Below are 7,046 nucleotides of genomic sequence, written 5' to 3' on the forward strand. Positions count from 1 at the left end.
GCCGGTACACGAGCGGTCGGTCCGACCCGGTCCTCTCGTACTAAGGTCGGCGCCCCTCAATGCTCCTACGCCCACGACGGATACAGACCGAACTGTCTCACGACGTTCTGAACCCAGCTCATGTACCACTTTAACCGGCGATCGCGAGTGCGGACTGGATCATGGCGCGCTCCAGCTGGTAGGTCGGATCGAAGAGCCCGGCGGGGTCCACCAGGATGATCTGCGTGTCCTGATCGGTGAAGGGCCCGCGCACCGGCTCGTGCGTGGTCTGCAGTTTGGGGGAGACGATCGACAGCTTCTCACCCACCACCGCGTTGCGCAATGTGGACTTGCCGGCGAGGGTCGGCCGGCGAGGACGACGATGCCGCAGCGGGGCATGGAGGAAGGTATAACGGGGGACGGGAAGACCCTCCGTCTTTCGGTCCCCCGGTCCCCCCGTCCCCCGCTTTCAGCGCACCGAATCCCGCTCCTGTGTGGACGCCAGTCGCGCGCCGATTTCAGCGCTGGTCTCGGCGGCCACTTCCTTACGCGGCGGTCATCGGGTCCGTCGCGGCGGCATCGTAGGATCCCGCCCACACCGCCACCCCATCTGCCGCGCGCACGAGGCGCAGCGTCACGCGGAGCCCTGACGGGGCGCGCTGCACGCCGCCGTCGACTACGAATGCCACACCGAGCTGGCGGCCGATGCGGTCCACGTCCCCGCCCTGCTCCACGACGTCGCGCGCACGTGACGCCGAGCGCACGGTCAATCCCGGCATGCGGACCAGCGCGTTCGTTAGCTCCTCGGTCAAGCGCTCACTCTCGCCGCCCTGCCCCGAGCCGCCGATGTCGCGCAGCGGCAGGACCGCGACGGACGAGGGGTCCACCCTCTCGGTCGCGCCGTTGCGCAATACGGCGAACGCGCCGCCGATCCCGGCGACGAGGACGAGCGCCGCGGCGCCGATCAGGTACTTCCGTGCCCCTGTGCCCCCGTGCCCCCGGGCCTCACTCGTTCCGGCCGCCTCCGGCACCGCCGCCAGCGACGCCATCGTGGGCGGGGTCTCGTGCGACTCGCCCTTCCGGGCCGCCTGGACCTTGCGCGCCAGCTTCCGCGTCTCCGGCGCCGGCTCGACGCCGTATTCCGACTGGAGCCGCGCCTGCCACTCGCTGTAGACGCGCAGCGCGCCGGCGCGATCGCCATGCTGGTCGAGCAGAGCCATCAGGCGGCGCACGCCCACTTCATCATCCGGCGTCAGCTCGAGCGCGCGGCGTGCCATCACCGCTGCCGCCTTGCGGTCCCCGCGCTCCTCCTCGATCCGGGAGCATTCCCACGCCGCGGCGGCGGCTTGCTCCCGGAAGATTCGGCGCTGGCCGTCGAGCCACTCGTGGAATTCCTGCGCCACGCCGTCGGGGAACAATCCCTCGAGCAGGTCCCCGCGGTAGAGCGCGAGCGCCTCGTGGCACCGCCCCTCGCGCGTGAGCTGCGGGAGGGCGACCGCATCGCACCAGCACCGCGCCGGGTCGAGTCGGACCTCGTCCTCACCCCTGATGGCGAAGACCTCCGCGCCGAGCGCCTCGTTGATTCCGTAGAGCGCTTTCCTCAAGGTAGGTGCGCGCCTGAGGCTGGTCGAGCTCCGGCCAGAACAGCGCGATGACCTTGTCCCGGCGCCGGAAGCCCTCGGCAGTGGTGAGCGCGAGGTGCGCCAGCAGGGCGAGCCGTTTCGGCTGACGCACCACGGCGTCGCCAGGGTCCGGTCCCGGACCGCGCAGCTCCGTAGGCCCCAGGATGCGCAGCTCGAATGGTGGCGCGTCCATCCCCTCGGTCCCCCCATCCCCCTGTCCCCCCGTCCCCCGGACGGGCAGAGGGACGGCCAAGGTACGGTGCCGGGACACGCGGGGGCTAGAGTGCCACCGACCGATCGACGGACCGGGGGACCAGAAAACGCCGGGGGCCGGGCGCCGCCGGTGGGACCGCGCGGCCCAGCGTCCTTGACAAGGACAGCATCCTTGCTAGAGTAAGGATATGGCCAAGGTCACCAGCAAGCTTCAGGTCACGATCCCGAAAGCCATCGCCACGCAGTTCGGCATCACCCCGGGCGATGAGGTCGCGTTCGTGGAAGCGGGGGACTTCATTCGACTGATACCGGATGCCGCGCGTCTGGAGCCGCCGGACGTGAACGCTCGGCTGCGGGTGTTTGACCAGGCGACCCGGCGGCAAGCGCAGCGCGACCGGCGGCGGCCGCAGAAGCGCGGCGCACCGTCCGCGGACCGCGGCTGGACCCGCGCCGGGTTGTACGACCGTGGCCGCACTCGTTGACACGAACATTCTCGTCTACCGTCACGACCCGCGCTTTCCGGAGAAACAGCGGGTCGCGACGGAACTCCTGCGCCGAGGCATCGCGGAGGATTCGATTCGCGTCCCCCACCAGGCGATCGTCGAGTTCGTCGCCGCCGTCACCCGCGTCAAGCTCCGCGGGCGGGCGCTCCTCACACCCGACGAGGCGCGGCGGGAAGCCGAAGAGATGCTGCTCCAGTTCGAGGTGCTGTACCCGAACGACGCGCTGGTACGACTGGCCCTGCGCGGCGCGGCCGCATATCAGTTCGGGTGGTTCGACGCGCACCTGTGGGCGTATGCCGAGATCTTCGGCCTGAGCGAGCTGTACTCTGAGGATTTCCAGCATGGGCGGCTGTACGGCAGCGTGAGGATCACCGACCCGTTCCGGTAGCCTCATGGCCCGCCACGTCCGGCATCACATGGTCGCCTGGCCTCGGCCTCACCCGAGGCGCCCGCGCCGTGCCCGTCCTCCTGCTCGACAACCTCGATGCCACCTTCCGCTCCAACGGCGGATCCAGCCCCCAGAGAGACCACGGCCATGCCGACGCGGACTGGATCAGGCGGCATGCAGCAGCGTGCCTTCCCGGACGATCGTGGTTGGAAGCGACGCGGCGAGGTGCAGCCGCTGCTCGAAGGCGGAGCGGGTCCACACGAGCACATCGGTCGACATCCGCAACCCCCACAGGGCCTCGTAGGCGCGGCCGCTCCGGCGCCGCTCCGGCGCTGCATCGTCCGGAACGATCACCATGAGGTCGTAGTCGCTGTCCGCCCCGCCGGGGCCGCGAGCCCGCGAACCGAAGAGGAACACGCGCTCGGGCTCGAACACGGCCACGAGGCGGCGCACGACCTCCCTCAGCAGCGGATCGTCTCGCAGCACGTCGGCATTCGGCGCTGTGGCGTCACTCATCGTGTCTACCTCCAGCGCCCAAGCATAAGCGCCGGTCCACATGCGCGCCACGGCGGGACGGGACGGGCCGCAAGCGACGGGGGACGACCAGTGGGACGGCCAAGGTACGGCGCGTGGACCAGCGGTAGGTGAGGGTCGTGGCCGGAGCTGGAGCGGCGATCGTGGTGCTCGCTGCGGTTATCGTGGCCGCGACGGCTTGGGGTCGCCGCACGGCGGCGGTGGCGTCAGGTCCCACATCCGGGCTGCGCTCCAGCAACTGGTTCACGATGACAGGTCCCAAACTATGCCGAAAACACCACGCCCGCACCGGGATCCCGGCGCGGGCCGCGTTCGACACCCGCAACTCCCTTTCAGGGCGCCAGCAGGTCCAGCCCCTCGGCGCTCGCTGTGCGAACGATGCCCAGCTCCTCTCGCTTCCGCTCGTACTCCTCGGGTGTATAGCACAGCAGCTCGACTCCGAAGCGCAGGTCGCAGTCCTCCGCCACCCGCACCGGCCGATCAAGCCACGGCGTGTCGGCGAACCGCGTCGAGACGATCAGCACGTCGAGGTCGCTGTCGCGCAGGGCGTCGCCGCGCGCCCGCGATCCGAAGACCAACACGCGGGCCGGCCGGTAGGCCGCGGCCAGCTTCGGCAGCACCTCGCGGCGGAACCGCTCTACTCTCTCGTCAACGACCGGAGCCACCGGAACGCCTCCTCGGCGGCCACGACCTTCGCCTCTGCCGTCGGCCGATCATACACCTCGTACGGCACGCCATTGGCCGCGTCCGGGTAGCGGGCCGTGGTGTAGTCCGGGTTGAGGTACACCAGGTGCTTGCGATCGCCGGCCGGCACGCCCAGCGCGTCGCCCAGCTCGGTCAGCGAGTGCGTGCGCGGCGCCGCCTCCCGGCGCACGATCATCCAGCACGCCTTGAGGTGCTTCTCCACCGCCTGCTCGGCCAGGAACGCCGCGACCTCGAACGCGCCGATGTCGATGTTCTTGCGCGCGTTCGCCAGGTCGCGTTCCGCCTGCTTGATCAGTCGCTCGGCCTCGATGCGCATCGCGGCGCGCAAGATGGGGCGTCGGCACACCGGGCGTCAAGCGCTTGCGGCCGGTGCCCCTCTCGCGGCGTCTCTGTCCCCTCGTCCCCCGCCCCCGGTCCCCTGGTCCCCGGGTCCCCGGACGAGCAAAGGGACGGCCAGGGTACGGCGCGTGGACGGTCAGCGGCTAGTATCGCGGCAGGGGCACCGCGGCACGGGGGCACCGAGGAACCGGTGGAGGATACGTGGCGACAGAGACGGGCCGGTGGGCGAGGGTGGTGGCCGGAGCTGGAGCGGCGATCGTGGTGCTCGCTGCGGTTATCGTGGCCGCGACGGCTTGGGGGAGATGATGGCCAGCGGGTCGCCTACCAGGGCGTTTGGCAGGGTGGACTTTCCGACGTTGGGGGCGCCGGCGAGGGCGACGAAGCCGCAGCGGGTCACGAAACAGTATCTACGGTCAGAGCGCTAACGGGCGGCCAACCACGGAACCCGAGGACGCGTCTCGGCGAGGAGGCGCTGAAAGCGTGGATCGCTCTGCAGCGGCGCGAGGATCGGGTCATGGAGCGCACGCCACGTCGCCAGGCTCACGGAGCACGGCGCAGCGCCGCACCGTGGCTCGGTCTGAGGAGTCGCACTCCGGCGAAGACTCTCTAGCGCGCTGAGCGCGGCCTCCCGTTGGCCGAGTGCCGCACTCACGGTCGCGATCTCGCGGTAATTCGGGCGTCCGCTGTCCGCTCGAGCCCGCAGCGTGTCCAGGCGCGCCCGCGCGGGGGCGCTGTCGCCGACCGCGACAGCGTAGAGGGCGCGCGAGGCTGCGAGGCTGGCCCTGGTCCCGAGAGGAAGGTTGCCGAGCCGCTGCGCCTCCGCCAAGTCGGCGAGCGCCCCCGTACCGTTTCCACGGGCAAAGCGAACGGAGGCGCGCTCGGCGTGTCCCATGCCCCAGGGTCCGCGCGCGAGCGCCGTATCGAGCATAGCCTCCGACTCGGCAAGCCGGCCCTGGTCCCGGCGCGAAAGCGCGAGGTGCCGCCAACTATTGCGCAGATCCGGATCGAGGGCGAGCGCGCGGCGGTAGTGGGACTCGGCGACGTCGGGCAGATCGAGGTTGTCAACGCTGTACAAGTAGCCGAGCGCATGGAACGTGTCCGCGCTCAGCGAATCCAGCCTGAGCGCGCGCTCCAGGGCATGGTGCGCTTCGCCGAGATCACTCTCGATGGCCGCTCTGGTCCCGCGGGCATGCCAGGCCTCGGAGAGGTTGGAGTCGAGCCGCAGCGCGCGGTCTATCCCTGTCCCGGAAAGGGCCACCAACGAGTCGCGCGAAAGGCCTTCCTCATTGCCCCATTGGACCTGCAGGGAACGAACGAAGGCCAGGCGCGCCCAAGCTGACGCGAAAGCGGAGTCTCGGCCTACCGCTTCCGCGAACGCGTTCACGGCGGCCTGGATGTCGGCGGTGGTGCGCCGCCCAGCCAGCGACCGACCGTACAGATACAGGCGGTAGGCGTCGGTGTTGCGGGAGGGCGTGCGGCGCAGCGCGGTCAGCTCGGCCGGCGCCAGACGGCCTACGATGCCGACCGCGACGGACTCGGCGATCTGCTCCTCGATCGCGGCGAGGTCGTCGTCACCGCGCCGGAACGGCGCACCCCACGCGCCGTCGCCCGAGGCCGCCCGCACGAGCTCGGCGCTCACGGAGAGCTGTCTGGCCGCCCGCCGAATGGAACCGGTCACGAACCACTCGACCCGCAGCGCCCGGGCGGCGGCCATCGGGTCGGGCGTGCGCCGCCACTGGGCGGCGACCGCGGTGGGGCTCTTGACCGCGAGGCTGCGTACCCGGGCCAGGCGACCGAAGATCTGTTCCGGAAGCGCGTCCGCGAGGTAGGCGTCCGCCGAATCGGGAGAACGGTTGACGAACGGGAGAACGGCGATGCTGCCGGCCGGCGCGGCCGCAACGCGGGCCGCCGCGCCGCGGCAGGGTGGCGGCGAGCCGTCAGGGCACTGGGCGGCGGCGGGCGGCGCAGCGACGGCAGCGAGAAGCACCAAGACGCCGCGGCGCGTCCAGCGGGATGGATCGGGGGCTTCACGCGCTGCGTTCACGGGTGGCACGGCAGCGAATGTACAGCCAGCCGGCAATGGCCGCGACCCATCGGGGCGCTCTCCGCCGGAGAGACACCACGGCTCGACCGAAGCGCCAGGAAACACGAAGCCCGCATCCTGAATCGGGTGCGGGCTTCGCAGGGAAGACTGGCGGCGGTCTACTCTCCCACCGACGTCCGTCGGCAGTACCATCGACGCTGCAGGGCTTAACTGCCGTGTTCGGGATGGGAACGGGTGTGACCCCTGCGCGCATGTCGCCAGCCAAATCTAGCAGCGGGCACGGCGGGCACGGGCGCACGGTTCCACTGTGCGCCGGTGCGGCGGTGCGGCTATGCCCGCTTGAGGAACGGTGACGTGGCAACTGAGGTGATCACTCCGAGGGGGAGAGATCAAGCCTCACGGGCGATTAGTACGGCTCGGCTGACACGCTTACGCGCCTGTACACCTGCCGCCTATTACCTCGTAGTCTCCGAGGGCCCTTCAGGGAGCTTGCGCTCCGGGAGCATTTATCTTGGGGAGGGCTTCCCACTTAGATGCTTTCAGCGGTTATCCCGACCCGACATCGCTACCCGGCGGTGCCACTGGCGTGACAGCCGGTACACGAGCGGTCGGTCCGACCCGGTCCTCTCGTACTAAGGTCGGCGCCCCTCAATGCTCCTACGCCCACGACGGATACAGACCGAACTGTCTCACGACGTTCTGAACCCAGCTCATGTACC

General features: G+C 70.4%; 10 protein-coding genes and 2 rRNA genes. 2 read left to right on the forward strand and 10 right to left on the reverse strand.

The features are described from left to right. Positions 1-130: 130 nt before the first annotated feature. The 3 genes from Q8Q85_02535 to Q8Q85_02545 all read right to left on the reverse strand — a co-directional run bounded on the left by Q8Q85_02535 (position 131) and on the right by Q8Q85_02545 (position 1,794). A complete protein-coding gene (locus Q8Q85_02535; protein ID MDP3773121.1) occupies positions 131-370 on the reverse strand; it encodes a GTPase in 240 nt (79 codons plus the stop codon). Between the two features lie 154 nt (positions 371-524). Next, positions 525-1,583, reverse strand: a complete 1,059-nt coding sequence (locus tag Q8Q85_02540) for a BTAD domain-containing putative transcriptional regulator (GenBank protein ID MDP3773122.1) — start codon at positions 1,581-1,583, stop codon at positions 525-527. Continuing rightward, positions 1,519-1,794: a hypothetical protein gene (locus Q8Q85_02545; protein MDP3773123.1), complete on the reverse strand. Its 276-nt coding sequence runs from the start codon at positions 1,792-1,794 to the stop codon at positions 1,519-1,521. Before Q8Q85_02545 ends, Q8Q85_02540 begins: the two co-directional genes overlap by 65 nt. Before the next feature lie 208 nt (positions 1,795-2,002). Between Q8Q85_02545 and Q8Q85_02550 the strand changes: the two genes are divergently transcribed. Further along, a complete protein-coding gene (locus Q8Q85_02550; GenBank protein ID MDP3773124.1) occupies positions 2,003-2,296 on the forward strand; it encodes an AbrB/MazE/SpoVT family DNA-binding domain-containing protein in 294 nt (97 codons plus the stop codon). Continuing rightward, a complete protein-coding gene (locus tag Q8Q85_02555; GenBank protein MDP3773125.1) occupies positions 2,280-2,705 on the forward strand; it encodes a PIN domain-containing protein in 426 nt (141 codons plus the stop codon). Before Q8Q85_02550 ends, Q8Q85_02555 begins: the two co-directional genes overlap by 17 nt. A 165-nt stretch (positions 2,706-2,870) precedes the next feature. Here Q8Q85_02555 and Q8Q85_02560 read toward each other — a convergent pair whose 3' ends face one another. The 7 genes from Q8Q85_02560 to Q8Q85_02590 all read right to left on the reverse strand — a co-directional run. Continuing rightward, positions 2,871-3,221: a nucleotidyltransferase domain-containing protein gene (locus tag Q8Q85_02560; GenBank protein ID MDP3773126.1), complete on the reverse strand. Its 351-nt coding sequence runs from the start codon at positions 3,219-3,221 to the stop codon at positions 2,871-2,873. Positions 3,222-3,571: 350 nt separating this feature from the next. Continuing rightward, positions 3,572-3,904: a nucleotidyltransferase domain-containing protein gene (locus Q8Q85_02565; GenBank protein ID MDP3773127.1), complete on the reverse strand. Its 333-nt coding sequence runs from the start codon at positions 3,902-3,904 to the stop codon at positions 3,572-3,574. Then, the gene (locus Q8Q85_02570) at positions 3,877-4,290 is read right to left on the reverse strand and encodes a HEPN domain-containing protein (protein ID MDP3773128.1); all 414 of its coding nucleotides are present in this window, start codon (positions 4,288-4,290) and stop codon (positions 3,877-3,879) included. The genes Q8Q85_02565 and Q8Q85_02570 overlap by 28 nt, the downstream gene beginning before the upstream one ends. A 267-nt stretch (positions 4,291-4,557) precedes the next feature. Next, positions 4,558-4,680, reverse strand: coding sequence for a GTPase (locus Q8Q85_02575; protein MDP3773129.1), 123 nt, complete (start codon positions 4,678-4,680; stop codon positions 4,558-4,560). Positions 4,681-4,704: 24 nt separating this feature from the next. Then, positions 4,705-6,336, reverse strand: a complete 1,632-nt coding sequence (locus tag Q8Q85_02580; protein MDP3773130.1) for a hypothetical protein — start codon at positions 6,334-6,336, stop codon at positions 4,705-4,707. 136 nt (positions 6,337-6,472) lie between these two features. Continuing rightward, positions 6,473-6,589: ribosomal RNA gene (gene rrf / locus Q8Q85_02585) — 5S ribosomal RNA — on the reverse strand. A gap of 123 nt (positions 6,590-6,712) precedes the next feature. Next, positions 6,713-7,046: ribosomal RNA gene (locus tag Q8Q85_02590) — 23S ribosomal RNA — on the reverse strand; the annotation flags it as partial.

This window comes from Gemmatimonadales bacterium (assembly GCA_030697825.1).
Taxonomy (GTDB): domain Bacteria; phylum Gemmatimonadota; class Gemmatimonadetes; order Gemmatimonadales; family JACORV01; genus JACORV01.